Genomic DNA, 26,071 nt, shown 5'->3' on the forward strand with positions numbered 1-26,071 from the left:
CCCCGCCGATCTGCTGGGCACGGCGATCGTCGAGGCGGGAGGTGCCATCAGCGCCGGGAGCGCCGTGAAGTCGGGCGCCGATGGCCGGGCGCTGGCCTACGACACCGGCACCAAGGTGGGCATCGCCCTGACGGGTGCGACCGCCGCCGGGCAGCGCATCGAGGTGCTTTTGCTGCCGAGCGCGTGAGAAGCTCTGTGAGCGTTTTTTCGCCGACCAGCTACCTATCCCTTATCCATTGCCGGTAAACCTCGGTAAACCCGTTTACCGGACGTCGTAGAGGCATTCAGGAGACAGACCCATGCCCCAGATGACCCCCGCCCAGGCCCGCGTGATCGATCCGATCCTCACCGAGGTCGCGCGCGGTTACCAGAACGCCGCCTACATCGGCAATGCGCTCTTCCCGGTCGTGCCGGTCGGGTTGCGCGGCGGCAAGATCCTCCAGTTCGGCAAGGAGCATTTCCGGCTCTACAACACCGCCCGCGCACCGGGCTCGGACGTCGCCGTGATCCAGTTCGGCTATGCCGGCCAGTCCTATGCCCTGGCGGATCACGCCATCGCCGGGCTGGTCCCGGTCGAGGACCTCGAGGAGGCCTCGCAACAGCCCGGCATCGATCTGGGGAGCGACGCGGTGCGCTCGGTGCAGGACATCATCGCGATCAAGCTCGAAGTCGAGCAGGCGACCCTGGCCCGCAACGCCGCGCTCTACGCCGCGAGCAACAAGGCGACGCTATCCGGTGCCAGCCAATGGTCCGATCCGTCCTCCGATCCGATCAAGGCGATCGAGGACGCGAAAGAGGCGATCCGCGGCCAGGTGGTGATGCGGCCCAACACCCTGGTGCTGGGGCCGAAGGTGTTCGCCGCCCTGAAGCAGCACCCGAAGATCATCGACCGCATCAAATACACCGGCCGCGACGTGCCGACCGCGGAGCTCCTCGCCAGCCTGTTCGGGGTGCAGCGGGTGGTGTCCGGGGATGCCGTCTACCAGGATGCCGACGGTGTCATGGTGGACGTCTGGGGCAAGGACGCGATCCTCGCCTACACCAACCTTTCGGGCATCGCCTCGCGCAGGGTGCCTTCCTATGGCTACACCTACCGGCTGCGCAATTTCCCGGTGGTGGAAACGCCGTGGTACAACCCCGCCAAGCTGAGCTGGATGTATCCGGTGCGCGACGCCATGAGCGCGGTGTTGGCGGGCGCCGAGGCCGGGTTCCTGTTCCAGAACGCGGTCGCGTAATGAAAGTCGAGGTCCTGATCGATAGCCTCGATCACGACGGCCGGCGCCTCGCGCCGGGTGAGGTGATCGAGGTCGAGCATCCGGAAGCGCTCCTCGCGCTGGGCGCGGTGCGCCCCGCCGCCGAAGAATACCCACGAATGGGTGACATGGACGCCACCGACCCTCGCAGTCCCGTCCCGGGTGCTGCCGGGACGGGCCGGAAACGGAAGTAAGCCGTGCGCTACGTCTCCCAAGCCGACATCGAGGCCGCGATCCCGCCGGACACCCTGCGACAACTCTCCAGCGACGATCCGCACGCCGCCGGCCCGGACTGGACGGTGGTGGAACAGGCGGTGGCCTACGCCGAGGAATTGATCGACGCCCATCTGCGCGGCCGTTACGCCCTGCCGCTTGCGACCGTGCCGACGGTGTTGCGCAACCTCACGATCGATCTCACCCGCTGCTGGTTGTACGGCCGCAGGCCCGAGGGCATGGATTTTCCCGAGGCGGTGCGGCGCGGCTGCGACAACGCCATGAAGCTCCTGAAGAGTCTCGCCGACGGCACGATCAGCCTGGGGTTGCCTACGGGGGAGTCGACTCCGACCGTCGGCAGCCCCTCGTTCCTTGCCCCGGGCCGGGTGATGGACGAGGGTGCGCTCTGATGGCCTCCACCCTGGCCCTGTTGGAGGCGGTGGTGAAGCGGCTCGCCGGGGCTTTTCCGCATCTCGCGGTGGAACTCTACCCGGAGCGTCCCTCCGAGTACCGGTTGAACCACCCCAGGGGCGCGCTCCTGGTGGGGTACGTCCGCAGTCACTACGGCGCTCCGGTCGACACCGAGATCATGGCCCAGGAGCGCAGCGTCGAGGTGAGCGTCGCGGTCCTCATGCGCGGGCTCCACGATGGCGCCGGCGCGGTGCCGACGCTCGATGCCGTGCGCCAGGCCGTGATCGGCTGGAAGATGCCGGACTGCGACAAGTCCAGGATCGTCGGCGACCGCTTCCTGGATCAGAGCGCGGGACTGTGGACCTATGAACTCACTTTTTCCGGCCGCACCCTGGTGCTGGAGGACGAGGAGCCCGACGCCGGGCCGATCCTGAAGCACATCACCACCGAGGACGGCTTCGAGCGCACCGAGACGATCAAACATCCGGACGGCAGCATCACCTACGAGGAGTTTCCGCCATGAAACGATTCCGTTACCAGGGGCCGGTGGCGAGCGTCACCCTGCCGGGCGGCCTCGATGTCAACTTCCATCCCGGCGCCGAGGTCGACCTGCCGGAGGACAACGACTATATCCGGACGCTCGTGGCGAAGGGGTTTTTGCTGCCCCTGCCGGCGCCGAAAGTCGCCCAGAAAGCGGACAAGGCGGACAGCGCCCAGCAGGAGAAGCCATGAACACCGATCAAGCCAAGGCCCGTATGTATGATCTCGAGAGGCACATGCGGGCGCTTGCGCCGGTCATCATCGGAGCGGCGCGGCGGGTGCGCGAGGCCGCGCTCGCCCATGCGTCCGTGACCGCGCCGGATTTCGAGGCGCTCAACGCCGGGTTGCTGCTCGATCAGGTGGCGTTGATCGCCGCCGAAGGCGTGCGCGCCCGCGATGAACTGAAGGCGCTGTCCGCCGAACGCGAGCGGCTGAAGGCTTATCTCGAAACCTTGGGAGACGGAGCATGAGCGAGCTCGATGTCACCGTGCGCAAGGCCAGGCTCTACGACCTGCACTTCGAGATCGAGCGGCAGACCGTGCGCGTGCGCGAGGCCGCCGAAGCCGCGCGGGGCTCGGCATGCGTCTGGTTCGAATGGAAGGGCTCGGTCCTCGACCTCATGAACATCGGTCAAGGCATCGGCCAGGTGCGCAAAGCGCTCGATCGCCTGGCCGCCGAGCATGAACGACTCACCCGCCTGCTCGCCGAGCGGGGCGAAACCCAGCAAGGAGTTTGAGCCATGCCCGCCCCTTTTCCGCGCGGTGAAGAGGCTCATGAGGCGGCGCTGCGTGACGAGGATTTCATCCGTCGCCAGCAGGTGATCCGCCAGGCGATGCTGGCCCATCTGTACGCGGCCAGGCGCGTCAATCGGACGGTCTACGTGCGCGACCTCACCCACGCCCTGGGACACGATCCCGCCGAGGCCGAGTTTGCCCTTGCCTATCTGGCCGAGGCTGGATTGATCGATCACAAATCGGTGCACGTGCGCATCACCACCGCCGGCATCGAGCGTTTTGAACAGGGAGACTGACTATGCCCGCCAATTTCCTGCACGGCGTCGAAACCATCGAGATCGAGAAGGGTCCGCGTCCGATCCGCGGCGTCAAGACTGCCGTGATCGGCCTGGTCGGCACCGCGCCGATGCTGGACGTCGATCCCGCCGACCGCACCCTGAACCGGATCCGGCTCGTCACCAACGACCGCGACGCCGAGCGCTACTTCGGCCAGAACCGCGCCGGCTTCACCATCCCGCGGGCGCTCGACGCGATCTTCGACCAGGGCAATGGCCCGATCTGCGTGGTGGTCAACGTCCTCGACCCGGCTACCGACACCACGGCCGTGACCGACGAGGCCAAGACGTTCGACGCCGCGACCGACCGGGCCCAGCTCGCCCACCCGCAGGTTTCGAACGTCGTCGTCAAGCACACGAGCGGCACGCCTGTCTATGTGCTCAATACCGACTACACCCTGGACGCCGCCAACGGCACGATCACCCGCAAAGCAGGCGGCGCCATCGCCTCGGGCCAGAGCGTGAAGGTCTCGTATTCCTGGCTGGATCCGTCGAAAGCCCTCAACGCCGACATCATCGGCACGGTCGACGGAGCCGGCAACCGCACCGGCATGCAGGCGCTCCTCAACGCCTACCAGGAACTCGGGTTCTTCCCCAAGATCCTGATCGCGCCCGGCTACTCGACCGCGAACGCGGTGGCCACGGAGTTGAACGTCTTGGCCGGAAAGCTGCGCGCCATCGCCCTGGTGGACGCCCCGGTCGGCACCACCGTGCAGCAGGCGATCACCGGCCGCGGCCCGTCGGGGGCGATCAACTTCAACTACTCTTCCGACCGCATGGTGCTCTGCTACCCGCACCTCAAGGTCTACGACGGCGCGACCGACAGCGAGATCCTGGAGCCCTTCTCGCCGCGGCTCGCCGGCCGCATCGCCGCGACCGACCAGGAGCGGGGCTATTGGTGGTCGGCCTCGAACCAGGAGATCAAGGGCATCGTCGGGGTGGAACTGCCGCTCACGGCGATGATCAACGACCCGACCACGGAGACCAACCTCCTGAACGAGGCCGGCATCGTCACCGTGTTCAACGCCTTCGGCTCGGGCCTCCGCACCTGGGGCAACCGCTCCGCGGCCTGGCCTTCGAACACGCATCCCAGGAACTTCATCAACATCCGCCGCACCGCCGACGTGATCCACGAGTCGATCGAGTACTCGATGCTGCAGTTTCTCGATCAGCCGATCACCGATGCCTTGATCGACGCCATCACCGAATCGGTCAACCTGTTCCTGCGCACGCTCGTCATGCGGGGCGCGCTCATCGACGGCAAGTGCTGGTGGGACAAGGCGAAGAACCCGGTCACGGAAATCGCGCTGGGACATCTCACCTTCGATATCACCTTCATGCCGCCGCCGCCCCTCGAGCGCGTCACCTTCGAGAGCTTCATCGACATCAACCTGCTGTCGCAATTGGGAGGTAACCGCTGATGGCCAAGATCGAAATCAACCGGCTCACCAACGCCAACGTCTACCTGGACGGTTCGTCCTTCCTTGGGCGGGCCATGGAAGTGGAATTGCCCAAGGTGACGCACAAGTTCGCCGAACACAAGGCGCTCGGCATGGTCGGCACCATCGAGGCCTGGTCCGGCATCGAGAAGATGGAGGCCAAGTTCAAGTGGAGTTCGTTCTACCGCGAGGTGCTGGGCAAGGCGGCCAACCCGTTCAAGGCGGTGGCCGTGCAGGTGCGCGGCAGCCTGGAGACCTATTCCAGCGCCGGGCGGGTCGCCGAGGTGGCGGTGGTGGCGCATCTCCTCGGCCAGTTCGATTCCATCCCGGCCGGCAACTACAAGCAGCACGAAAACGTCGAGATCGAGAACGGCATGGCGGTGTCCTACATCAAGCTGGTGGTGGACGGCGCCGAGGTGCTGGAGTTCGACGCCTTCGCCAACATCTACAAGGCGGACGGGCAGGATCTCCTGGCCACCTACCGGGCGAACATCGGGGGCTGAGATGAAACGCGACTGCTGGAGGAGCTGCTGACATGACCACCATCCCCCTGTCCGAACCCCTCAAGACCGGCGATGGCCGGCTTTTGAAGGAGCTCACGGTGCGGCCGCCGCGGGTCAAGGACTTGAAGGCCGCCCAACGCACCGGCGGCACGGCGGCCGAGCAGGAAGTCGCCCTGCTCGCGCTCCTCGTAGGCCTGGTGCCGGAGGATCTGGACGAACTCCTGGTGGCGGACTACAAGCGCCTCCAGGACACGTTTCGCGACCTGGTGGGTGACGGAGGCTGATCTCTGGCAGGGTGCGGCGATGCTCGCCCGCTGGTTCCGCTTCCCGCCGTCGGAGATCGACCGGCTCGAGATGCTGGATTTTTTGAAGTGGTGCGAGCTCGCGGCGGAGCAGATCAATCGGGAGACAAAAACGCGATGAACGGCGCCACGATCGCCACGACGATCGGTCCCGTCACAGGCAGGAACAACAATCCCCCCAACAAGGCCGCGGACGGACCGCCACCGGTCGAGAGGATCACCAGCGCGGACAGGAAATAGGCAATCAGTAGCAAAATCACTCCAAGCATCTTGGCACGATAGCACATGGCCGGATCCTCCGTAACCCTTGGAATCCTGATCACGGCCTCGGCGGGGGCGGCGCACGGAGCACTGCAGTCCCTCGGGCAGAATGTCGAGCGTCTCAAGGCGGTCACCGCCCAGGCTCGCTCGGCGCAGGTGGCCCTCGGGGGCGAGATGGCCAGGATGCGGTTGTGGGGAGCGCCGGTCGATGGACTGAAAGCTCGCTACGACCGCCTGGGCCGATCCATCGAACGGGTGTCCCAGACCCTCTCCGGGATCGAAAGAGCGCAAGCCAGGGTAGCCCTGCATCGCCAGGCGATCGGCGAGTTGTGGGGGCAGGCCGCCTCGACGGCGGGGCTGGCGATGTCTCTGGCGGCGCCGGTCCGGTCCGCCATCTCGTTCGAATCGGCCATGGCCGATGTGCGCAAGGTGGTGGATGGTTCCGACGCCGAGATCACCCGTCTCGGCGACACCCTGATCCGGATGAGCCGCAGTCTCCCGCTCGCCACCACGGAGCTGGCGCGGATCGCCGCCTCCGGCGGAGAGCTCGGCGTGGCGCTCAGGGACATCCCGGCCTTCACCGAGGAAGTGGCGAAGATGGCGGTGGCGTTCGACATGTCGGCCGAGGACGCGGGCGACGCCATGGCCAAGCTCGCCAACGTCTACAACATCCCGATCACGCAGATCGGCCGCCTCGGCGACGCCGTCAACCAACTCTCCAACGAATCCCCGGCCAAGGCGCGCGACATCGTCAACGCGCTCGCCCGCGTCGGCGGCGTGGCCAAGCAGTTCGGGCTATCGGCGGACCAGGCCGCGGCCCTGTCCAGCGCACTCATCGCCCTGGGCAAGCCGCCGGAGGTCGCGGGCATGGCCATCAACGCCATGCTCACGAAACTCGCCACCGCGGACAAACAAAGCAAGGATTTCCAGAAAGCGCTAGGCGGCATGGGGATGAGCGCGACCCAGCTCAAGCGGGCCATCGCCATGGATGCCCAGGGCGCACTGCTCGGATTCCTGAAGACCCTGGAGCGGGTGCCGGCCGCCGAGCGCACCGGCATCCTGGTGGACCTGTTCGGTCTCGAGTATGCCGACGACGTGGCGGTGCTCGCCGGATCCGTCAAGACCTACAGCGATGCCCTGGCGGTGCTGCCGCGGGCGGAAGGCTCGATGAGCAAGGAGTTTGCGGCGCGGGCGAAGACCTCGGCCAACCACCTGCAACTGCTCGGCAATACGGCGACCGAACTCGGCATCACCCTGGGTGCGGTGCTGCTCCCCGCGCTGAATGAAGTGCTCGAAGCCATCAAGCCGATGATCATCGCGGTGGCCGACTGGGCGCGAGAGCACCCGCAACTGGTGGCGATCCTCGGCAAGACGGCCGCCGCGCTGCTCATCTTCAAGGCCGGCAGCCTCGCCGCCCGTGCCGCAGCACATCTCCTGAGCATGGGGGCTTGGGGACTGATCGGGCGCTTGCGGGCGCTCCGGGGCGCATGGCTCACGGCCTCGCTCGTGCTGCAAACGCGCAGCCTGCAATCGATCCTCGGCGGGATGACGCAGGCGGCCGGGGCCGCCGGCGGACTCCTCGTCCGGCTGCGCGAGATCGCCAACTCCGGGTCGCCTCTGAAGGCGCTCGGCTGGCATCTCGGGCGCATCGGGACCGCCGCCCGCGCCGCGGCCGCGACCGTAGGAGGGGCGCTGGTTGCGGCCTTGCGCGTCGCTGGGCAGGCCGTGCTGTGGCTCTCCCGGGCGGTACTGCTGAATCCGGTCGGTCTACTCTTGGCGGGCGGGGCGATAGTCGTCATGAAATACTGGCAACCGATCTCCGGGTTCTTCCGTGGCGTGTGGAGCGGCTTGCAGGAAGGCTTGCGGGGAGTTTCCGAGGCATTCCGGCCGCTGGGTGCACTCGCGCGGTCCGCACTCGTTCCCCTGGCCTCCCTGTTTTCGCCCCTGGTGTCGGCGTTGCGATCCGTCTGGCAATGGCTCAAGGCATTGTTCCGGCCAGTCGAGGACGTGGGTGGGGCCGCCGAGGCGATGGGGAAGCGATTCGGCCTAGCGCTCGCCGCCGTGCTCCGCAAGGGCGTCGAGATGGTGCAATGGTTCGGCGAATTGCCAGGCAAATTCCTTGCCCTCGGCGGACAAATGATCGACGGTCTCCTGGCCGGCATCCGCTCCGGCTGGAGCCGGTTGAAAGCCGGACTGGGGGAACTGGGCGGTGAGATCGTCGGTCATTTCAAGTCGCTGCTCGGCATCCGCTCGCCCTCGCGGGTATTTGCGGATCTGGGCGGGGCTCTCGCCGCCGGGCTCGAACAGGGAATGCTGGGCGGTGTTCGGCGAATCACGCAGGCTGCCGGGATCCTGGCTGCAGCGGCGATCCCGGAGCTTTCGGTGCCGGCCCTCGCCGCCCCGGTGCTGCCCCGGGTCCCGGCCGTGGAGGTGCCGGCTTCGGTGCGGGGCACGCGGATTCCCGGCTTGCCGACCGCCCGCCGACTCCGGCAGGAAGGCGGGGCCGTGGTGATCCACTTCCGCCCGACCATTCATGTACAGGGGGCGGACGATCCCGGCAAGGTCCGCGCCCAGGTCGAGGAGGCGCTGCAACTGTCGCTGCGGGAGTTCGAGCGGGTGGCGCGGCAGTCCCGCCACGGCCAGTCGCGCACGGGGTATTCCTGGTGAGTTACCTGCAACTCGGCACGGTGCGCCTGGACCTCATCACCTGGGTCAACGGCTTCGAGGCCGGCTACCGTTACGCCTACGCCAGCCACGACATCATCGAGGGCAAGAGTCATCTGCAATGGACCGGGGACGAGCTGGAGACGCGCACCATGGTGGCGCAGCTCCACATGCGTTACTGCGACCCCAAGGCCGAGTTCGAGAAGTTGAAGCGGGCCGCCGAGCGCCACCAGGCCATGGCCCTGTTCTTCGCCAACGGCACTTTCGAGGGCCGTTTCGTCATCGAGGAGTTGAGCCGCACGCTCGAACATACCGACAAGCTCGGCAACATCTATCTGATGCAATTGCAGATCCAGTTGCGCGAGTGGGCAGAGCCCACGTCCGCCTCGCTCCTCGCCGGGCTCGCCCAGTCCGCCGTCGGCCAGGCGCTGGGGCTGGTCGAGAACGGCCCCGCGGTGACCCAGAACGCCCCTGCGACCGGGACGATTCCGAACACTCTCGCCGGCATGACCCGCCAGAGCGGAGCGGTGATCGCCTGATGGCCGCCTACCTGTCCTATGTCACGAAGGCCGGGGACCGATGGGGTGAGAGGAGACCGGCATGCCGGTGGCATGCCGCAGCTCCGCGAACGCCCGCACTGGGATGTGCGGGCTGGACCACGGCGCCAGGGAGGGCTGCGTGAGCGTTTACCTGTCCTATGTCACGAAGGCCGGGGACCGATGGGACCTACTCGCCTACCGCTTCTACGGCGATCCTTTCCGCTACGAGCCGATCGTCGCGGCGAATCCCCACGTGCCGATCGAGCCGGTGCTGGAATCGGGTCTCGCACTTTCGATTCCGGTGCTGGAACGCGCCGAGATCACCCCCTCGATCGAGAGTCTGCCGCCGTGGAAGCGCTGACCAAGTCGCCTGCAATGCGGACAAGAAGCACCCATGGCCGCTGATTTCGGCCTCGAAACCCCGGTCGAGGATCCGGTCTACAAGGTGATCTACAACAGCCGTGACATCACCGCGGACATCACGCCCTACGTGACCCACCTCACCTACACCGACCACGAGCACGGCCAGTCGGACGAGGTGGAGATCACGGCCGAGGACCGCGAGCATCGCTGGAAGAGCGCCTGGTATCCGGACGTCTCCGCCTGGCTCGAGGTGGAGATCGGGTACGCCGACGGCCGCCGGCTCCGCTGTGGATCATTCGAGCTCGACGAGATCGAGTTCGACGGCGTGCCGGATACGGTGCGCATCAAGGCCCTGGCGACGATCATCACGCCGAAGCTCCGGACCCATCGCTCGGCCGGCTACGACGGCAAGACCCTCAAGGGCATCGTGGAGGAAGTCGCGGCGCGCAACGGCCTCACCGTGCGCGGCGACATCGAGCCGATCGCGCTCGACCGGGTGACACAAAATCACGAGAAGGATCTGCCGTTCCTGGTGCGGCTGGCGGAGGATTTCGGCTATGCCTTCTCGGCGCGCGGCAAGTTCCTCGATTTCCATCGCGTGGCCGACCTGGAGGCGGCCGCGCCGGCACTCACCTACCGGCGCCTCGATCTCAAGCATTTCACCCTGCGCGAGAAGGCGGAAGCCACCTATCCGGAGGCTCGCGTCTCGTATCTCGACCCGGATCTCAAGAAGCTGATCCAGGATCGCGACGACCGGGACGGCATCAAGACCGGCGACACCCACGCCCTGTTGAAACGCGCCAAGGAGCGCGGCATCGCCAAGAAGAAGGCGGAGTCCCACCTGCACCTGAAGGACAAGCGCCAGATCGCGGGGTCGATCACCGTGGTCGGCGATACCCGGCTCGTGGCCGGGATCAATCTGGTATTGCAGGGGCTCTACCGGCTCGACGGCAAGTATCACGTGACCGATTCCAGCCACCGCCTGGATCGACAGGGCGGCTACGAATCGGAAGCGGAGCTCTACCGTGTCTCCGCCTAATCCCAAGATCGCGCATCTGCGCTACGGCATCGTCCGCAAGATCGACCCGCGCCGCTCGCGGGTCAAGGTGGAGTTTCCGGATCAGGACCGGCTGGTGTCGCATTGGCTCTCTCTGGCCCAGCCCAAGACCCTGAAGGACAGGGCGTACTGGATGGTCGAGCCGGGCGAGCAGGTGGTGTGCATCCTGGACGAGCACCTCGAGGACGGCACCGTGATCGGGGCGATCTACTCCCGGCCCGACCCTGCGCCCAACGGCTGGGACGAGCACTGGTTCGGGATCGTGTTCGAGGACGGCTCGATCCTGCGCTACCGCAAGGACCAGCACGAACTGCTGCTCGACCTCACCCATATGCAGGGGACGGTGATCGTCCGATCGCAAGAGGTGAAGGTCGAAGCCCAGCAAGTCCGCGTCGAGGCCGAGACCGTACAGGCCCAGGCCACGACCCTCACGGCCGAGACGCAGTCCGCGAGCGTAACGGGAATTACTGTCACCGTCTCCGCCCCCGACATTACCCTATCGGGACTCACCCACATCGATGGGGACATCGACATCTGATGGCGAGCCTCAAGCAGTTCATCGCCAACGCCAAGAGCATGTTGCAGGTCGTCACCGGCCAACCGGGCTGGCTGGATCCGCCGTCGATGCACCTGGAGCAGGTGACGAACCAGATCCGGGCCATGCTGGGATCCGCGGATCAGTTCGCCGTGCCCGACATCGACCTGCACCAGACGGATGCCAGTTTGAAGGCGGTGCTGGGCGAGGCCGACTCGACGGCGCAGCCGGCCATCTCGCTGCACGACACGGCCACAGCGCTCAAGGCCATTACCGGAAAAGCATCGGCCACGGAAGCGCCCGATATCACGCTGACGGCCACCAAAACACACGTGGATGCCACCAATAACCCGCACGCGACCACGGCCGCGCAGGTCGGCGCCATGGCGACCAGTCACCCGGCCAACGCCATCACCGGCTTCGGATCTTCGGCGCAGGCGCTCGGGTCATTGCAGAGTCCGGGCGTGGCCACCACGGTCGCACGTTCCGACCACGTCCATCCGTACCCGACCGCGGCCCAGGTCGGCGCGATCGCCAACAGCGCCGGCAGTGTGACCGACACTCTGATCGGCAACCGCACCGCCGATCCGTCCCTGGTGCCCACCGGCAACACCGGAACCCTGACGAGTTTCCTTTCCTGGTTCGCGAACCGCGTCAAGGCCGTCACCGGTACGACGAACTGGTACGACGCGCCGCCGACCACGCTCGCGGCGACGAACACGCACATCAACGCCACCAACAATCCGCACGCGACCACGGCCGCGCAGGTCGGTGCCATGGCGACCAGTCACCCGGCCAACGCCATCACCGGCTTCGGATCTTCGGCGCAGGCGCTCGGGTCATCGCAGAGTCCGGGCACGGCCACCACGGTGTCCCGGAGCGATCACAGACATCCCTATCCGACCCCGGCGCAGATCGGGGCGGCCAATGCCAACGGCGACGTCAACAATCTTTTCTATGCGGCGGAAGTCCATGTCCCCAACCAGGGAGGCTTGACCTGCACATTCAGCAGCGACGCCGGACGGGTCGAGGTGGCGGCATCCTCCTGCAAGTTGCAGCAAAGCGGCGCCGTCTACGTAACGGACCGTAGCGCCACGGTCTACAAACCGATCAACGCCAGCGCATTCACCGTGAATTCCGCGCGGGACGTGAAGACCGACGTGACTCCGCTGGAGAGTGGCCTGGAGAAGGTGCGGGCGATCCGGCCGGTGCGGTTCCGCTATAGCCAGGGTGATGATCCCAAGGTGCATGCCGGGTGCATCGCCGAGGAGGTCGAGGCGGTGTTCCCCGAGGCGGTGTTTCCCATGGGGGGCGTAGACGGCATCCCGGCGAGCAAGGGGATCGATTACGGCCGCCTGGCGGTGCTGTCCTTGCAGGCCGTCAAGGAGCTCGACGCGCGCCTCCAGGCGCTGGAGGCCAGGCCGTGGCCGTCGCGCTGAATTCGATCCGCTCCCGCAACTGGCAGCCGGCCCTCGGGGAATCCGGCGCCGTCGTCCTGGATCATCGCGACATCGATCAGGCGATCCGCATCATTCTCACCACGCCCAAGGGCAGCGATCCGCATCGCCCCGAGTTCGGCGCCGATCTCCTGCAGTATATCGACCGGCCCGAAGTGGAAGCCACACCTTATTTGATTGCGGAAATCGCCGACGCCATCCTGCTGTGGGAGCCGCGGGTGGAGTTGGTCTCGATCCGGCCGACCTGGGGCCTCGCTCAGGTCACGCTCGAGATCGACTGGCGCTTCCGCGGCATCGAGGCCGAGACTCGGACCACGGAGGTGCCGCTGTGAGCCTGCCGGAACCGCAGTTCATCGATCGCGATCCGCAACAGGTCACCCAGGATCTCATCGCCGGCTGGGAAACCATGACCGGCAAGACGCTCTATCCGGCCCAGGTGGAGCGGCTCCTGATCGATCTCATCGCCTACCGAGAGTCCCTGGTGCGGATCGGCATCCAAGAGGCGGCCAAGCTCAACCTGGTGAACTTCAGTCGTGCCCCGATGCTGGATTATCTCGGGGAATTGGTGGGCGTGACGCGGCTCCAGGCCCAACCCGCCCGCACCACGCTTCGCTTCACGCTCGAGGAACCGGCCGCGGCCGCCTTCGCGATCCCCAAAGGCACGCGCGTCGCGGGCGGCGACGCCGAGTTCGCGACCGACGCCGAGGCCGTGATCCCAGCCGGCGGGACCGCAGCCGAAGTCGCCGCCACCGCGACGAACTCCGGCGTCGCTGCCAATGGCATTCTGCCGGGGGGTATTACGGAACTGATCGACGTCCCCTTGGCCGGCATCTCCGTCACGAATCTCAGCACCACTTACGGCGGTCTCCTCACCGAGGACGACGAGCGCTTGAGGATGCGTATCAAACTGGCGCCGGAACGCTTTGCCGTGGCCGGTCCGGAACTGGCCTACCGCTGGCACGTATTGTCGGTGAGTCAAGCGATCGTCGATGTCGGCATCACCTCGCCCGAGCCTGGGCGGGTGAACGTGTATCCGCTGCTCGCGACGGGCCTGCCGGATGCGGCGCTGCTCGACCGGGTGCGGGTGGCGCTGAACCGGGAGAAGGTGCGGCCGCTGACCGACTGGGTCACGGTGCTCCCTCCCACCCGCGTGCCGTATGCCGTTTCGGTGCGCGTCCATGCCTATGCCGGCGGTTCGGAGGCCGCGGTGGTCCAGGGCGTGCGCGCGGGCCTCGAGGGATTCGCGGCGGAACTCCGCGCCTCGCTCGGGCGCGATCTCGTACCCTCGCAATGGATCGAGCGCGCGCAGAAGATTCGCGGGGTCTACCGGGTCGAGCTGGAGGCGCCGGCTTATGGGGAATTGCGGCCGGACGAGTGGCCCGACGCGGAAAGTGTGGAAGTGACGTTCGCGGGGTACGCCGATGGCTGAACTCCTGCAACCCTCCCTCCGCGATGAACGCGGCCTCGCTATCGATCCCCTGATCGAGCGGATCTCCCGGCTCGACCGGTCGGCGCTCCTGGTCTATCTCGTCGACCACGTCGTCCCCTCGGCGCTGCCGCACCTCGCCGATCAGTTCCACGTCATGGGGCTGGAAGGCTGGGACACGGTCTCGACCGACCTCGAAAGGCGCGCCCTGATCAAGAGTGCCGTCGCCTACCACCGGCTCAAGGGCACGCTGGCCGGGCTCGCTTGGGCGGGGTCGCGCGTGGGGCTTTCGATCCTGCGCGCCATCACGCCGCCCGCGAAGGTGTACTGCGCACCGACGCTCACCCGCGCCGAACGTGACGCATTCCTCGCCCGCTACCCACAACTCAGGCTGTTCCGCTACCGCAACCGCGGAGTGCGGCTTCCCTACGGCTTCTATTGCGACGCGGCGTTTCTCTCCGGCCGGCACTACCCGACCGTCACCGACGCCGTGCTACGGATCGGCTGGCGCGCCTTCGTGCGGGAGACTGCCGGGACGGAGTCCCCGGTCACGACCCTGGTGCGGGAGATCCGCCGCGCGAGCGCCCTGGCGCTCCTGTGGGCGACGATCCGGAGGCCGGGACACGGGGGATTCGGCACCTATCCGGGGCGGCTCATCCCACGCTCGTACCTGGTCACGAACGAGGCCGGCGGCCGGTTGTTCGAAGTGCGCCTCGATCGGCCTTATCTCGATTTCGACGAAGAACTGCACCAGCGCACCGCGCTGCCGGGACTCGATCCGATCGACATCCGCTGGACTCCGGTGGCCGAGCGCTGGATCGAACACGGGGTGATGCTCGGGCGCTTCGTGCGCGGCCATCTCGCCGACAACGGCGCCCGCGACCGGCTCTACCGCCGGTTCCATCTGTTCGATCCGGACGTCCCCGTACTGCGCCGCGGTCGCTCGACCCACGTCGGCGCCATGAAGCTCGGCATGCCGGCCTATACGGCCGAGCTCCAGGTCTCCATGCCGGCGCGGAAGTCGCCGCGGTTGCTGGGCCGTTTCGCTACAGGCTATTGGGCACCGCGCATTCCATCGCGCCTGGAGCGTGGTCGCGGCGCGCTGCGCCTGGCCGTCTCGTATCGCGATCGGGTGTGGCTCGATACGCACACCCACCAGAAACTCCGCTCCGGGTACGCTGTGAGGAGCGGCGCCGTCGTGGCCGGACAGATCGTTTCCCGTTGACTGAGGAACTCTCATGGAAAAAACCGTCATCTTCCGCGACCGCCAGGAGTTCCAGGCCGTCGATCCCAACAACCTGCAGGAGTATGTGCGCGGCTCCCTCGACCATGTGGTCGCAGACGGCATCAGCGATCAGAAGCATTATGTCGGCTTCGCCGTGAGTGCCGTCTCGGCGACCGAGGTCGAGGTCCAATCGGGGCGCTATTACAACGGCGGGTCGGTGTACGTTTCGGAACAAGAGGTGCCGATCAACCTGTTCCAGTACCTGCCGCTCGTGACCAAGAAGGTGGTCGCCATCGTGGTGTGGGGCCAGGATGTGGACACCAACGTCGAGCCGCGCGACTTCCTGGTGGATCTCCAGACCGGGGCGACCGAGCCGCAGGCCGTGGCCATGCTGCGGATCCGCAAATGCGAGGTGAACCCGTTGCCCGGACAGGAGTCGGCCGATCCTCAGCCGCCGGTGGTGCAGACCGGCACGCTGGCCGTCGCCTACGTCTACCTCACGCCGGCCGGGATCGAGCGGATCGAGATGCAGAGCCAGTCGCGATTGCCCAACGGCTACGATCACGAGCAAAGGCTCCACGGCATCGAGGTGTGGAAATCGGCCGCCGAACCGCGCATTTCCTCGATCGCCACCGACCTCGCCGCGCTGGCGCAGAAATCCTCGTCCAAGGCGGACCGCGAGATGTTCATCGAGCTCGCGGCCGACCTCGCGACCGTCAAGGAGAAGCTGCAACTGCCGTCGAGCTACAGCAGCTATCAGTCCGACGTGTTCGCCGACAACTCCAAGAGCAACGAGGCCCACGCCGGTTATTCGGCGCGGATCAACTACGGTCTCCTCTTCCCGTTCGCGGCCGCGGCACAGGCGAACCTCGCCCTGTTCAATCCGATCGATGCCTCGGTGAAAGTATCCAGCCAGAACGTGGTGCTGCCGGCTTACACGCACGTGCCACGCATCCAGACCCAGGGCTATGCCGGGGATCTGTCGCTGAGCCAGTACCAGGTGCAGACCCATACCATTCGGCAACAGGTGGTGGCGACCTGGGAACAGAAGTACGGCTGGCACGGCAATTTCCTGGCCCGCTGGTTCGTCCGCTATCTGTGGTGGAAGTTCGGGCCGAACCATCACTGGCTGCTGCCGTACCTTGGGTATTTCGTGCGGCGCGAGATTACGCAGTACATCGATGAGGTCACCACCAGCAACTACAACGGCGCGATCGTGGCGCAGACGTTCCTGGTCGCGAATGCCATGTGGCTGACCCGGCTGGGGCTTTTCTTCGCCCAGATCGGCGCCTCGGGCGATGTGCAGGTGATCGTCTGCGAGACCGACGGCGGCAAGCCAAACCTGCAGAAGGTCGTCACCTCGGTGACCCTGCCCCGGTCCAGCATCAAAGCCTACCCCAGCGAGACCGTGATCGACGTTCCTCACGTTCTCCTGGAAGGCGGCAAGCGCTACGCCCTCGCCCTGATCACCCAGGGCGATCACCGGGTGGCGACGGTGTCCGGCAACGAGTATACCCAGGGCACACTGTTCTACGGCTCGGACGGCGATTACTTCGTCGGCGACCTGACCAAGGATCTGATGTTCACGGTCTACGGCGCCAAGTTCGGCCGCGTCCGAACCGAGGTGCAGTTGCAGTCGGTTTCGCTCTCGGGCGGCCTCACGGACCTCGCGATCACGGCCCGGCAGGTGGTGCCGGAGGGCTGCGAACTGCGCTACGAGATCCAGCCGTCCGGCTCCGGCGCCTGGTACGAATTGGGGGATCCGGTCTTGCGGTTGTCTGGCGCCCCGAACCTGGTGAACCTGCGCGCGGTGCTGCTCGGGACGAGCGATCTCGCACCCGCCTTCGTGCTGACCAACGATGCCATCCAGGTCAGCAGGCCGGCCACGAGCTTCCAGCACTGGTCCACCGCCAGAAGCGTCGCTTCCACCACCTCGGTCACCCTCAAGCTGCTGGTGGCGCATTGGGACAACGCCAATCATACTCTGACGCCCCGGATCGTCACCGGAGGGACCAACGAAGTTTCCCCCTCGACCACGGTGATCACCGACGAGGACGGCGCCAAACGCTTCAGCTATACATTCACCATTCCGGCCTCGACCAGCTACGAGATCAAGCTGAGCGGCACCCGCAATGCCACGAGTCAGCCGTTCGCGGTGGTCGAGCGGATCGACGTGGCGGCCTGATAGGAGGACGACATGCCCAAGACGCAGAAGCCCGAACCCGGATTCGACCTGACGGCCATCGAAGACGAGGGTCAGTTCCGGGTGGAACTGAAAGAGAAAATCGTGGTCGGCGACCTCGCCCTGTATCCGGGCTGGGACGTCATCCTGAGGGGCGACCTGGTGAAACGGTTCGCAGAGTCCATCGCCCATGCCGAGCCGGTTTGAGAAGTACCGCTTCCGGGACGGCGTCACGCCGCTGTCCGAGGATACGTTCAACCGCGTCCTGCGCGACATCGACCTCCGTATCGTTGCCTTGGAGGAGATCAAGGCCTCCTGGGAGGAGGCGGTCCGGATCCTCACCGATCAGGGGCTGCTTCGCATCAACGAGGCGCTGCTACCGGCCTTGGAGACCTTGCAATACCAGATCGACCACATCGTCGAGCTGGCGTCGCAGGTACAGGTCGACCGGATCCTCGACGCCCCGGACCAGGTCACCGACACGCACATCGGCAACCGCACCGCCGATCCGTCGCTCGTGCCCACCGGCAACATCGGCACCCTGACGCAATGGTTCGGACGGCTGGCCAACCGCATCAAGGCCATCACCGGAGCTGCCAATTGGTACGACGCGCCGGCCACGACGCTCGCGGCCGTCGCCTCGACGCTCGCCTCGCACGCCGCGCAGCTGGCTTCCGCCGCCGCCCATGCCGGCAGCACTTCCAACCCGCATGCCACCACGGCCGCACAGGTGGGCGCTCTGCCCTTGTCCGGCGGCAACCTAACAGGAAGCCTGGGGCTCTCCGGCAACGCGATTTCAGGCGTCAAAACGGTGGGATTCCAGGCGGAGTACGACAACGGCAACAGCGGCACTTCCAAGACCATCAGTCTGGCGAACGGACAGAAGCAGCGCATCACGCTGACCGCCAATGCCACGCTCACGATCAGCACGACCGGCGCGTCGGTCGGCAACTACACCATCCGCATCAAGCAGGATGCGACCGGAGGCCGCACGGTCACCTGGTCCGGACTCTCCTCCTCGCGCTGGCTCGGCGCCAGTTCCCCTCCGCCGATTCACTCGGCCGCGAATGGCGAATCGATCCTATCGATCTACTTCGACGGTACCACCATGACCCAGACCCTGGCGAAGGTGGGGGCGGCGTGAACGCGCTGGAACGCGCACGGGCTGTGCGGGCCGGGATCGAAAGGGCTTTCCTGGCACAGGGGGGAACGCCGGAACAATGGGCGCGCGTCGCCGCCGATCCGCGCAAATTCAACCTCGCGTGGCGGCGGCTGCTTGGCTTGCCGGATGGCACCCTGCCTCCTCCCGAGGAGTATCGCAACATCGATCCGAGCACCGGGGAAATCGTGGGGGCTGAGTCGTGACGATCGTCGTCGGCGCCACGAGCGTCGCCAACGGTAGTTCTTCGTCTATGGCGGTTCCGGTCCCATCCGGGGTGATCGAGGGCGACCTCATCCTGCTCGCGGTCACTCTCGATGCCGGAGTGTTCGGCAGTGACGCTGGCATATCTACCCCGTCGGGGTTCACGCCGGTCCCATCGGGCTCGGTGGGATATGGCGGCAGCAACCGGTCGCGGCTCGCCGTGTTCTACAAGTTCGCGGTGGCAGGCGAATCCGTCAGCTACACCCTGAACTTCAGCCGCAGCAGCGGCCTTTCCTGGGCGGCGAACGCCATCGCGCGGGCGTTCCGCGGGAGCAACCCGGCATCTGCAATCGATGCCTCCGCCAACAGCGACGCCGGCGGTTCGCAATCCTCCTGGCCGGCTCCTTCGGTCACACCGTCCAGGAGCGACGATCTCCTGGTGTGCCTATGGGCGGGTACCACTACCGTCGCGGCGTCCTCCTGGCCCTCCGGCATGATCCATACGCAGACGGCCGACGCCGCCCCTGGAGCCCTGTTCATCGCCGATCAGCAACTCGCCACCGCCTCCCCGACGGGTACAAAAACCCTCTCCGTATCTGCCGCCACGACCTGGTCCGCCGTCACTCTGGCACTGCAAGCCGGCGGCAAAATCCCCTATGTTCTATGGGACGATTTTTGACAAGCAATGAAAGTGCCAACTTCGGCAACACGTCCATAAAACGCCACCGTGCGAAGTAGCCTGTAATGCGAACAAGTCGCCTATAATGTGAACATGTGTCGCCTACAATGTTTTCACGCCCAGTGATCCCGACGATCCCAGGATGCTGTGGTCCCTCGCCAAGGGCGATGCGGGCTTTCCCGAGTTGGGACTGACCTTTTCCGATCCGGTGGTGACGATGCTGAACTGGGGGGAGGGACGCAGGCCCGCCGTCGTGTTCGGCGGCGGTTATGACCTCAACAAGGACCGTCGCAGCCAGGAAAATCCCCGCAATGCCGCTCCCGGCAGTGACGATTCCGAGGGCAACGCGATCTATATCGTCGACGCCAAGACCGGCGCTCTGGTCTGGAAAGCGATCCACGGCGACAGCACCGGCCCGGTTTCGGTGACCACGTACCAACACGCGTTGTTGCGGGACAGCATCCCGTCCAAGGTCAACGTCATCGATACCGATGACGACGGTCTCGCCGACCGACTCTATGTGGGCGATACCGGGGGGGTCGTCTGGCGCGCCGATCTCGCGGGCACGGATCGAATGCAGTGGAAACTGAATCCGGTGCTCTCCGTCGGCCGCCATGCCGGTCGACCCGATCGGCGCTTCTTCCACCGTCCGGATTTCGTGCCCGCCAGCGACGGGGACCATCGCTTCGATGCCATTCTGATCGGCTCCGGCGATCGCGAGCACCCGCTCGACACCAACATCCACAACCAGTTCTACCTGTTCCGCGACCGCAACACGGTGAGCGGCGAGCCACCGGCAAGCGTGAAGACGCCCGGCGATCTCGACGATTTGACCGACCCGGCCGCGACGGCGGACCCCGCCAAGGCCGGCTGGTACATCAACCTGGGAACTTCCGCGAGCGGTGAAAAAGCCCTCGCCGCCCCGGTGACCTACCGCAATCGGGTGTACTTCAGCTCTTACGTACCCCAGGGAGGCACCGTTTCCGGCCAGTGCGGCCCCCAGGAGGGACAGTCGCTCACTTATGTGGTGAACCTGCGTGATGCCAGCGGCGTGTTCAACTTCGACACCACCACCCCGGCGCACGAGCGCTCGGTGATCACCGGTTCCGGCATTCCGAGCAGCCCGGTGGTGGTCGCGGTGGGCGGCAACCTTTATATCAACGCCGGCAATCTTCCACCGCATCCGGACCTGTCGAGCCCGGTCGACCGTTCCGGGATGCAGCGCATCTTCTGGTACGAAAAAGAATGAAGTCCTTTCGTCTGGATGGCTTTTCCCTGTTGGAATTGTTGATCACCGTCGCCATCATCGCCCTGCTGGCCGGAATCGCCTATCCCTCCTATCAGCAACAGATCTTGAGGACCCGCCGTTCCGAAGGCCAGGCCGCCTTGCTGCAAGCCGCCGCACGCGAAGAGCAATTCTTTCTCGACAACCGCACCTACACGGCCGACCTTCGCCAGCTCGGCTATGCAAGCAACCCGGCCCTGTCCGAGCAGGGTTATTACCAAATCCGGGCGATCAACGTGAGCGCCACTGGCTACACCCTGGAGGCGATCCCCCGGGGACCGCAGGCGGCCGATACCCTCTGCGGCACCCTGTCGCTGACGAGTCTCGGCACCAAGGGAGAGAGCGGCACCGGTGCGGTGACCGATTGTTGGTGAGTCTTAGATCCCGGCGTCGGAGTGCCCGAGCGCCTTCCCGGGTGCAATGAGATCCCGCAATCTTTGCTTCACTTCCTTGGCCTCCGGGAAACGGCCCTCGGCCTGTCGCGACCACAGCACCGTGGGACCACAGCGAATCTCGAAGACCCCGCCGCGACCCGGCAGCAAGGTCACGCCGCCCAGCTCCTCCTCGAAGGTGGTCAAAAGCTCCTGTGCCAGCCAGGCCGCGCGCAGCAGCCAGCGACACTGGGTGCAGTATTCGATTTCCACGATCGGTTTGTCGTTCATGGATCCACCTCGTTACTGCCAAAGCATGCGGATTCCCAGCCCGAACAGCACCAATGCGAACAGTTTCTTCAACACCCGCATCGGCAACCGATGCGCGAGGGCTGCGCCCATGGGTGCGGTCACCACGCTGGCCGCGGCGATCCCCAGAAACGCGGGGCCATGGACATAGCCGAGACTCCCGGGCGGCAGGGGATCTACGCCATGCCAGCCCAACAGCACATAGGAAATGGTTCCCACCACGGCGATCGGAAAACCGCAGGCGGCGGACACCGCCACCGCCTCCCGCACGCTCGAACCACATTTGAGCAGGAACGGTACCGTAAGGCTTCCGCCGCCGATGCCGAACAAGGCGGACAGTACCCCGATCCCGAAACCACCGCCGACCATGAGGACCTTGGAATCTTTCCAATTCCCCACTTGCTCTTCCCGTTCCGAACAGAACAAACGCGCGGCGACGACGAGCAAAAACAGGGCGAATAGCTGTTTGAACCGCGGCGTCGGCAGGTGGTCGGCGATGATCGATCCCAATACCGTGCCGCACACGAGGCCAGGCGTCAACCGGGCCACCCGTGACCAATCCAGGAAGCCCCGGCGCTGATGGGCACGCACCGAAGACAGCGAAGTCACCACGATGGTCGCGAGCGAGGTCGCCACGGCCATGATCATGACGACCTCTTCGGCAACCCCCTGGCGTGGCAAACTCCACACCAGGAACGGCACGATGATGGCGCCTCCGCCGATGCCGAACAGTCCGGAGGCGAGGCCCGCCACCGCGCCGAAGACAAGATCCAGTAAAATGGTCACAGCCATGCCGATCTCCCCATCCGGGAATCGTCCCCGTACCTCGCGCGGATCCTGTCTCGCCCGCGCGCAGCCAGGGTCCACCGGTGCTGGGCTCGCAGAATCGGTTTACGCGGAGTACTTGAATGTTTCAATGAAAGCGTTCTTGGTAGGAGGCGCCGTCCGGGACGCGCTCCTCGGCTTGCCGGTCAGGGAACGCGACTGGGTGGTGGTCGGGGAAACCCCGGAAAGCATGATCGCCCGCGGCTTTCGCCCGGTGGGCAAGGACTTCCCGGTATTCCTGCATCCCGCCACCCAGGAGGAATATGCTCTCGCCCGCACCGAGCGCAAGACCGCGCCCGGTTATCGCGGCTTCGTGGTTCATGCCTCGCCCGAAGTCACCCTGGAACAGGATCTCGCCCGCCGCGACCTCACCATCAACGCCATGGCGCAAACCCCGGACGGCGAGATCATCGATCCCTTCGGTGGCCGCAGGGACCTCGAAGGACGCTGGTTGCGCCATGTTTCGCCGGCGTTCCGCGAGGATCCCGTGCGCATCCTGCGCGTCGCGCGTCTGTTGGCCCGCTATGCCCATCTCGGCTTCCGCATCGCCCCCGAGACCGTCGCGGAAATGCGCGGCATGGTCGCGGCCGGCGAAGTCGATGCCCTCGTCCCCGAACGCGTTTTCGCGGAACTCGGGAAGGCTTTGAGTGAGGCGACGCCTTCCGCCTTCTTTCACGCCCTGCGCGATTGTGGCGCCCTCGCCAGGTTGTTTCCGGAAATCGATCGACTGTTCGGCGTGCCTCAGCCGCCGGAGTCCCACCCGGAAATCGATACCGGCGTGCACACCCTGCTGGTGTTGGACCAGGCGGCCCGACTCAGCCCGGACCCAGTGACCCGCTTCGCGGCTCTGACCCACGATCTCGGCAAGGGGCTCACCCCGCCCGAGGAGTGGCCCCGGCATCGCGGCCACGAGCGACTCGGGATTCCGGCACTCACCACGCTGTGTCAGCGCCTGCGGATTCCCAACGCTTACCAGCGGCTGGCGGAGAAGGTCATGCGTTATCACGGCATCTGTCACCGTGCCCTGGAACTGCGCGCCTCGACCGTGGTGGATCTGCTCGACCGCATCGGGGCGTTCCGCCGCCACGACGCTTCCCTGGAGCCTTTTCTGCTCGCCTGCGAAGCCGATTCCAAGGGTCGCCCCGGCTTCGAACAGCGCCCGTACCCGCAAGCCGATTGGCTGCGTGCGGCGCGGAATAGCGCCCTTGCCGTCTCTACCCATGCCCTGGTCGAACAAGGACTTCGCGGAGCGGCATTCGGGCAAGCCCTGCGCCAGCTCCGTATCGCCGCGGTGCGCGCCCGGCGTGCGGAATGGAACAGGCAATCCACCCCTTGATCCCTACGCTTGCGTCAAACGTCGCTCCGCTTCCCGGTATTTCTCCGCGGTGCGGACGATCACTTCATCGGGAAGACGCGGCGCCGGCGGTTTCTTGTCCCAACCCAGGGATTCCAGATAATCGCGCACGAATTGTTTGTCGAAACTCGGCGGAGAACTCCCCGGCCGATAGGCATCGGCCGGCCAGAAGCGCGAGGAATCCGGGGTCAATGCCTCGTCGATCCAATGCAATACGCCTTGCGCGTCGAGCCCGAACTCGAACTTGGTGTCGGCGATCAGGATCCCGCGTTGCTCGGCGTAGGCGGCGGCCTCCCGGTACAGGCGCAGGCTCACTTCCCGGACCCGCTCCGCGAGCTCCCGGCCGAGAAGTCCCACCGCGGTGGCGAAATCGATGTTCTCGTCGTGGGCCCCCTGCTCGGCTTTCGTGGTGGGCGTGAAAATCGGTTCGGGCAGCCGCTCCGCGAGGGCGAGACCGGGTGGCAAGGGCACGCCGCAGATGGCGCCTTCTTCCCGATACGCCTTCCACCCGGAACCGGCGAGATAGCCGCGCACCACCGCTTCCACCGGCAGCGGCCGAAACCACCTGACCACCATGGCGCGGCCTTCGACCTGCTCGCGCTCGGCCGCATCGGGAAGTACCTCCGCGAGCGGCGTCGGGGCAAGATGATTGGGCACGAGGTGGCGCAGGCGCTCGAACCAAAACCGCGACAAGGTGGTCAACACGCGGCCCTTGCCAGGGATGGGATCGGGTAAGATAACGTCGAAGGCGGACAAGCGATCCGTGGTCACGATCAGCATCCGCTCCTCATCGATATCATAGAGATCGCGTACCTTGCCGCGCGAACGGAACCGGAGCGAGGGCAGGTTGGATTCGAACAGAGTGGTAGGAGAGGACATCGGGCGGATTCGCGTTGCGTGAAACTTTACAATCATCCAAGTTCAGAGTGTTAATGGCAAGCATGACGAGTTCGTCGGGACCGAACTTGGCCGCACGGAGTGCGGCCCGCAGGGCGAGAGGGCGTGTGTGGTCGTGAGCTGGTTCGGTAAGGTATTGGGAAGCGCGCTCGGGTTTTTCGTCGGCGGGCCTTTGGGGGCCTTGTTGGGCGCCCTACTTGGCCACAAGTTCGATCTGGAAACGGGGCGTGCACTACCCATCGGCGCGAACTTCGCGCCGGAACGCGGTCGCGTCCAAATGGCCTTCTTCACGGCGACCTTTTCCGTGATGGGACACCTCGCCCGTGCCGACGGTCGGGTATGCAAAGCGGAGATCGCCGCGGCCCGTTCCGTCATGGATCGTATGGCCCTTTCGGAAACCATGCGTCGCACCGCGATCGATCTCTTTACCCGCGGCAAGCGGGTGGATTTCCCCCTATACCGGGCGATCGAGCAATTTTATGACGAATGTCGCCGGCGCCATGCGCTGCTCAGGATCTTCCTGGAAATCCTGATCGAGTCCGCCCTCGCGGACGGCCCGATGAATCTCGACGAAGAGCGGGTGCTGGTCCGGATTTGTGATCAACTCCGTATCTCACGGTTCGAGTTCTACGCCATGAAGGCGCGGAAGGATGCTGCGATCCGCTTCGCCCGTGCCTACTGGCGTTCCTCGCGGTCCGGCGGGTACGATACGCCTCTCCGCAAGAGCGCCCCATGCACGGAAGATCCCTATGCGGTCCTGCAAGTCTCCCCGTCCGCCAGCGATGAGGAAATCAAACGCGCTTATCGCCGCCTCATGAGCCAGCACCATCCGGACAAACTCCTCGCCCAAGGGATGGCGGAAGCAACGGTACGGCTCGCGAACGAGAAGACCCAGGAGATCCGAAAGGCTTACGAAAGGATCCGACGCGTGCGGAACCTCTGAACCGCTGAACGAATCCTCCGTTCCCAATTCCAACGACCATCAAGAGGAATTGCATGCCTTCCTTCGACATCGTTTCCGAAGTCAACCTGCATGAAGTGACCAATGCCGTCGATCAGGCCAACCGCGAAGTCGGCACCCGCTTCGACTTCAAGGGCAGTGCGGCCCGTTACGAACTGCAAGGTTCGGACATCCGGCTCACCGCCGAATCGGAGTTCCAGTTGCAGCAGATGGTCGACATCTTGAAGGTCAAATTGGCCAAACGCGGCGTCGATCTCGGCTGCCTTGCCATGGAACCGCCGGAAACCTTGGGCCGGCAGGCTCGCCAGACGGTCCACCTGAAACAGGGGATCGACGCCGATCTGGCCAAGACCATCGTCAGGAAGGTCAAGGACAGCAAGCTGAAAGTCCAGGCTGCAATCCAGGGGGACCAGGTGCGCGTCACCGGGAAGAAACGCGACGACCTCCAGGCCGTGATCGCTCTGCTGCGTCAGGCGGACTTGGGACAGCCCTTGCAATACGTCAACTTCCGCGATTAGCGGAGGCTCGAAAACTCTGCTGGCCCAAGGTACGGCGGGGAATCCAGGCTTTTCCCGCGCCCCTCTAACC

Annotated in this window: 36 protein-coding genes; 32 read left to right on the forward strand and 4 right to left on the reverse strand. The window is 65.7% G+C overall.

The annotated features are described in order from the left end of the window. From VNN55_08950 to VNN55_09010, 13 genes are all read left to right on the forward strand, one after another. Positions 1-187: capsid cement protein (locus VNN55_08950; protein HWO57678.1), on the forward strand; the 187-nt coding region annotated here is incomplete at its 5' end. 112 nt (positions 188-299) lie between these two features. Next, positions 300-1,235: a major capsid protein gene (locus VNN55_08955; protein HWO57679.1), complete on the forward strand. Its 936-nt coding sequence runs from the start codon at positions 300-302 to the stop codon at positions 1,233-1,235. Next, entirely contained in the window at positions 1,235-1,447 is a 213-nt protein-coding gene (locus VNN55_08960) for a hypothetical protein (protein HWO57680.1), read from the forward strand. The genes VNN55_08955 and VNN55_08960 overlap by 1 nt, the downstream gene beginning before the upstream one ends. A gap of 3 nt (positions 1,448-1,450) precedes the next feature. Further along, entirely contained in the window at positions 1,451-1,876 is a 426-nt protein-coding gene (locus tag VNN55_08965) for a DUF1320 domain-containing protein (protein ID HWO57681.1), read from the forward strand. Next, positions 1,876-2,400, forward strand: coding sequence for a Gp37 family protein (locus tag VNN55_08970; protein ID HWO57682.1), 525 nt, complete (start codon positions 1,876-1,878; stop codon positions 2,398-2,400). Before VNN55_08965 ends, VNN55_08970 begins: the two co-directional genes overlap by 1 nt. Then, the gene (locus VNN55_08975) at positions 2,397-2,609 is read left to right on the forward strand and encodes a hypothetical protein (GenBank protein ID HWO57683.1); all 213 of its coding nucleotides are present in this window, start codon (positions 2,397-2,399) and stop codon (positions 2,607-2,609) included. Before VNN55_08970 ends, VNN55_08975 begins: the two co-directional genes overlap by 4 nt. Further along, positions 2,606-2,887, forward strand: a complete 282-nt coding sequence (locus VNN55_08980) for a hypothetical protein (protein ID HWO57684.1) — start codon at positions 2,606-2,608, stop codon at positions 2,885-2,887. The genes VNN55_08975 and VNN55_08980 overlap by 4 nt, the downstream gene beginning before the upstream one ends. Further along, positions 2,884-3,153 carry a hypothetical protein gene (locus VNN55_08985; protein ID HWO57685.1) on the forward strand — a complete coding sequence of 90 codons (270 nt, stop codon included), beginning with the start codon at positions 2,884-2,886 and terminating at the stop codon, positions 3,151-3,153. The genes VNN55_08980 and VNN55_08985 overlap by 4 nt, the downstream gene beginning before the upstream one ends. Before the next feature lie 3 nt (positions 3,154-3,156). Beyond that, positions 3,157-3,447, forward strand: a complete 291-nt coding sequence (locus VNN55_08990) for a hypothetical protein (GenBank protein HWO57686.1) — start codon at positions 3,157-3,159, stop codon at positions 3,445-3,447. Positions 3,448-3,449: 2 nt separating this feature from the next. After that, a complete protein-coding gene (locus tag VNN55_08995; protein ID HWO57687.1) occupies positions 3,450-4,907 on the forward strand; it encodes a phage tail sheath subtilisin-like domain-containing protein in 1,458 nt (485 codons plus the stop codon). Next, on the forward strand, positions 4,907-5,428 hold the full coding sequence (locus tag VNN55_09000; GenBank protein HWO57688.1) for a phage major tail tube protein: 522 nt from the start codon (positions 4,907-4,909) through the stop codon (positions 5,426-5,428). The genes VNN55_08995 and VNN55_09000 overlap by 1 nt, the downstream gene beginning before the upstream one ends. A gap of 32 nt (positions 5,429-5,460) precedes the next feature. Further along, on the forward strand, positions 5,461-5,712 hold the full coding sequence (locus VNN55_09005; protein HWO57689.1) for a phage tail assembly protein: 252 nt from the start codon (positions 5,461-5,463) through the stop codon (positions 5,710-5,712). 19 nt (positions 5,713-5,731) lie between these two features. Beyond that, positions 5,732-5,851, forward strand: a complete 120-nt coding sequence (locus tag VNN55_09010) for a GpE family phage tail protein (GenBank protein HWO57690.1) — start codon at positions 5,732-5,734, stop codon at positions 5,849-5,851. Here VNN55_09010 and VNN55_09015 read toward each other — a convergent pair. Next, entirely contained in the window at positions 5,826-6,017 is a 192-nt protein-coding gene (locus VNN55_09015; protein HWO57691.1) for a hypothetical protein, read from the reverse strand. The two genes, VNN55_09010 and VNN55_09015, sit on opposite strands and share 26 nt — an antisense overlap. On the opposite strand from VNN55_09015, the gene VNN55_09020 reads away from it, so the two are divergent. The 16 genes from VNN55_09020 to VNN55_09095 all read left to right on the forward strand — a co-directional run bounded on the left by VNN55_09020 (position 6,016) and on the right by VNN55_09095 (position 21,140). Then, on the forward strand, positions 6,016-8,658 hold the full coding sequence (locus VNN55_09020) for a phage tail tape measure protein (protein ID HWO57692.1): 2,643 nt from the start codon (positions 6,016-6,018) through the stop codon (positions 8,656-8,658). The two genes, VNN55_09015 and VNN55_09020, sit on opposite strands and share 2 nt — an antisense overlap. Then, on the forward strand, positions 8,655-9,194 hold the full coding sequence (locus VNN55_09025; protein HWO57693.1) for a phage tail protein: 540 nt from the start codon (positions 8,655-8,657) through the stop codon (positions 9,192-9,194). Before VNN55_09020 ends, VNN55_09025 begins: the two co-directional genes overlap by 4 nt. Before the next feature lie 139 nt (positions 9,195-9,333). Further along, complete coding sequence (locus tag VNN55_09030) at positions 9,334-9,555, forward strand: tail protein X (protein HWO57694.1); 222 nt, start codon at positions 9,334-9,336, stop codon at positions 9,553-9,555. Between the two features lie 33 nt (positions 9,556-9,588). Then, positions 9,589-10,596, forward strand: coding sequence for a Cro/Cl family transcriptional regulator (locus VNN55_09035; protein HWO57695.1), 1,008 nt, complete (start codon positions 9,589-9,591; stop codon positions 10,594-10,596). Then, positions 10,583-11,152, forward strand: a complete 570-nt coding sequence (locus VNN55_09040) for a phage baseplate assembly protein V (GenBank protein ID HWO57696.1) — start codon at positions 10,583-10,585, stop codon at positions 11,150-11,152. Before VNN55_09035 ends, VNN55_09040 begins: the two co-directional genes overlap by 14 nt. Then, positions 11,152-12,588 carry a tail fiber domain-containing protein gene (locus tag VNN55_09045; protein HWO57697.1) on the forward strand — a complete coding sequence of 479 codons (1,437 nt, stop codon included), beginning with the start codon at positions 11,152-11,154 and terminating at the stop codon, positions 12,586-12,588. The genes VNN55_09040 and VNN55_09045 overlap by 1 nt, the downstream gene beginning before the upstream one ends. Next, positions 12,573-12,938 carry a GPW/gp25 family protein gene (locus VNN55_09050; GenBank protein ID HWO57698.1) on the forward strand — a complete coding sequence of 122 codons (366 nt, stop codon included), beginning with the start codon at positions 12,573-12,575 and terminating at the stop codon, positions 12,936-12,938. Before VNN55_09045 ends, VNN55_09050 begins: the two co-directional genes overlap by 16 nt. Then, entirely contained in the window at positions 12,935-14,035 is a 1,101-nt protein-coding gene (locus VNN55_09055; protein ID HWO57699.1) for a baseplate J/gp47 family protein, read from the forward strand. The genes VNN55_09050 and VNN55_09055 overlap by 4 nt, the downstream gene beginning before the upstream one ends. Then, the gene (locus VNN55_09060) at positions 14,028-15,257 is read left to right on the forward strand and encodes a phage tail protein (GenBank protein HWO57700.1); all 1,230 of its coding nucleotides are present in this window, start codon (positions 14,028-14,030) and stop codon (positions 15,255-15,257) included. Before VNN55_09055 ends, VNN55_09060 begins: the two co-directional genes overlap by 8 nt. A 13-nt stretch (positions 15,258-15,270) precedes the next feature. Continuing rightward, positions 15,271-17,442, forward strand: a complete 2,172-nt coding sequence (locus VNN55_09065; GenBank protein ID HWO57701.1) for a hypothetical protein — start codon at positions 15,271-15,273, stop codon at positions 17,440-17,442. A gap of 12 nt (positions 17,443-17,454) precedes the next feature. Then, a complete protein-coding gene (locus VNN55_09070) occupies positions 17,455-17,646 on the forward strand; it encodes a hypothetical protein (protein ID HWO57702.1) in 192 nt (63 codons plus the stop codon). Then, positions 17,630-18,583: a hypothetical protein gene (locus VNN55_09075; protein ID HWO57703.1), complete on the forward strand. Its 954-nt coding sequence runs from the start codon at positions 17,630-17,632 to the stop codon at positions 18,581-18,583. Before VNN55_09070 ends, VNN55_09075 begins: the two co-directional genes overlap by 17 nt. Further along, positions 18,580-18,804, forward strand: coding sequence for a hypothetical protein (locus VNN55_09080; GenBank protein HWO57704.1), 225 nt, complete (start codon positions 18,580-18,582; stop codon positions 18,802-18,804). The genes VNN55_09075 and VNN55_09080 overlap by 4 nt, the downstream gene beginning before the upstream one ends. Beyond that, positions 18,801-19,481 (forward strand): hypothetical protein, encoded by a 681-nt coding sequence (locus VNN55_09085; GenBank protein ID HWO57705.1) that lies wholly within the window; start codon positions 18,801-18,803, stop codon positions 19,479-19,481. Before VNN55_09080 ends, VNN55_09085 begins: the two co-directional genes overlap by 4 nt. A gap of 142 nt (positions 19,482-19,623) precedes the next feature. Next, positions 19,624-20,730 (forward strand): hypothetical protein, encoded by a 1,107-nt coding sequence (locus VNN55_09090; protein HWO57706.1) that lies wholly within the window; start codon positions 19,624-19,626, stop codon positions 20,728-20,730. Continuing rightward, positions 20,727-21,140: a type IV pilin protein gene (locus VNN55_09095; GenBank protein HWO57707.1), complete on the forward strand. Its 414-nt coding sequence runs from the start codon at positions 20,727-20,729 to the stop codon at positions 21,138-21,140. Before VNN55_09090 ends, VNN55_09095 begins: the two co-directional genes overlap by 4 nt. A 3-nt stretch (positions 21,141-21,143) precedes the next feature. Here the strand turns inward: VNN55_09095 and VNN55_09100 are convergent, their stop codons facing one another. Both VNN55_09100 and VNN55_09105 read right to left on the reverse strand, forming a co-directional pair. Beyond that, on the reverse strand, positions 21,144-21,428 hold the full coding sequence (locus VNN55_09100) for a SelT/SelW/SelH family protein (GenBank protein ID HWO57708.1): 285 nt from the start codon (positions 21,426-21,428) through the stop codon (positions 21,144-21,146). Between the two features lie 12 nt (positions 21,429-21,440). Further along, complete coding sequence (locus VNN55_09105) at positions 21,441-22,238, reverse strand: sulfite exporter TauE/SafE family protein (protein HWO57709.1); 798 nt, start codon at positions 22,236-22,238, stop codon at positions 21,441-21,443. 124 nt (positions 22,239-22,362) lie between these two features. Here VNN55_09105 and VNN55_09110 point away from each other — a divergent pair, with 124 nt between their 5' ends. Continuing rightward, complete coding sequence (locus VNN55_09110; protein ID HWO57710.1) at positions 22,363-23,607, forward strand: multifunctional CCA addition/repair protein; 1,245 nt, start codon at positions 22,363-22,365, stop codon at positions 23,605-23,607. Positions 23,608-23,610: 3 nt separating this feature from the next. Here the strand turns inward: VNN55_09110 and VNN55_09115 are convergent, their stop codons facing one another. Then, complete coding sequence (locus VNN55_09115; GenBank protein ID HWO57711.1) at positions 23,611-24,504, reverse strand: phosphoribosylaminoimidazolesuccinocarboxamide synthase; 894 nt, start codon at positions 24,502-24,504, stop codon at positions 23,611-23,613. Between the two features lie 133 nt (positions 24,505-24,637). Here VNN55_09115 and djlA point away from each other — a divergent pair, with 133 nt between their 5' ends. After that, positions 24,638-25,465: a co-chaperone DjlA gene (gene djlA, locus VNN55_09120; protein ID HWO57712.1), complete on the forward strand. Its 828-nt coding sequence runs from the start codon at positions 24,638-24,640 to the stop codon at positions 25,463-25,465. Between the two features lie 53 nt (positions 25,466-25,518). Continuing rightward, the gene (locus tag VNN55_09125) at positions 25,519-26,001 is read left to right on the forward strand and encodes a YajQ family cyclic di-GMP-binding protein (protein HWO57713.1); all 483 of its coding nucleotides are present in this window, start codon (positions 25,519-25,521) and stop codon (positions 25,999-26,001) included. The last annotated feature ends 70 nt before the right edge of the window (positions 26,002-26,071 follow it).

Source organism: bacterium, assembly GCA_035559435.1.
Taxonomy (GTDB): domain Bacteria; phylum Zixibacteria; class MSB-5A5; order WJJR01; family WJJR01; genus JACQFV01.